The 473-nt window shown below is 59.2% G+C and carries 1 protein-coding gene; it reads left to right on the plus strand.

Features of this window, described 5'->3' with window-relative positions; translation table 11 throughout:
- On the plus strand, positions 1–473 hold a 473-nt coding region (locus tag M3234_RS28840), incomplete at both ends, for a glycosyltransferase family 2 protein (protein ID WP_262307929.1).

A 473-nucleotide genomic window follows, 5' to 3' on the forward strand; every position in this document is an offset into this window, starting at 1 on the left:
ATTCAGCAGGGGAACGACAACTGGAACGCCACCTTTTTCTGCGGCTCCTGCGCGGTGATCCGTCGCGAGGCGCTGGCGCAGATCGGCGGTTTCGCCGTCGAAACGGTGACCGAAGATGCTCATACGGCGCTGAAGTTTCAGCGTCTGGGGTGGAAGTCGGCCTTTCTCGATATCCCACTGGCCGCAGGCCTCGCTACTGAACGCCTGGTGGTGCACGTCATCCAGCGTACCCGCTGGGCGCGCGGGATGACGCAGATTTTCCGCGTCGATAATCCGCTGTTTGGCCGCGGGCTGACTTTTCAGCAGCGCTTGTGCTATCTCAGCGCCATGCTCTACTACCAGTTCGCGCTGCCCAGGGTGGTGTTTGTCACCGCCCCGCTGGCTTACCTGCTGTTTAACCTCAATATTATTTACTCTTCAGCGAGCCTGATTGTCTCCTATGCGCTGCCGCACCTGTTCCTCGCTATTTACGT

It is taken from the genome of Neobacillus niacini (assembly GCF_023715785.1).
GTDB lineage: Bacteria > Bacillota > Bacilli > Bacillales > Cytobacillaceae > Neobacillus > Neobacillus niacini_E.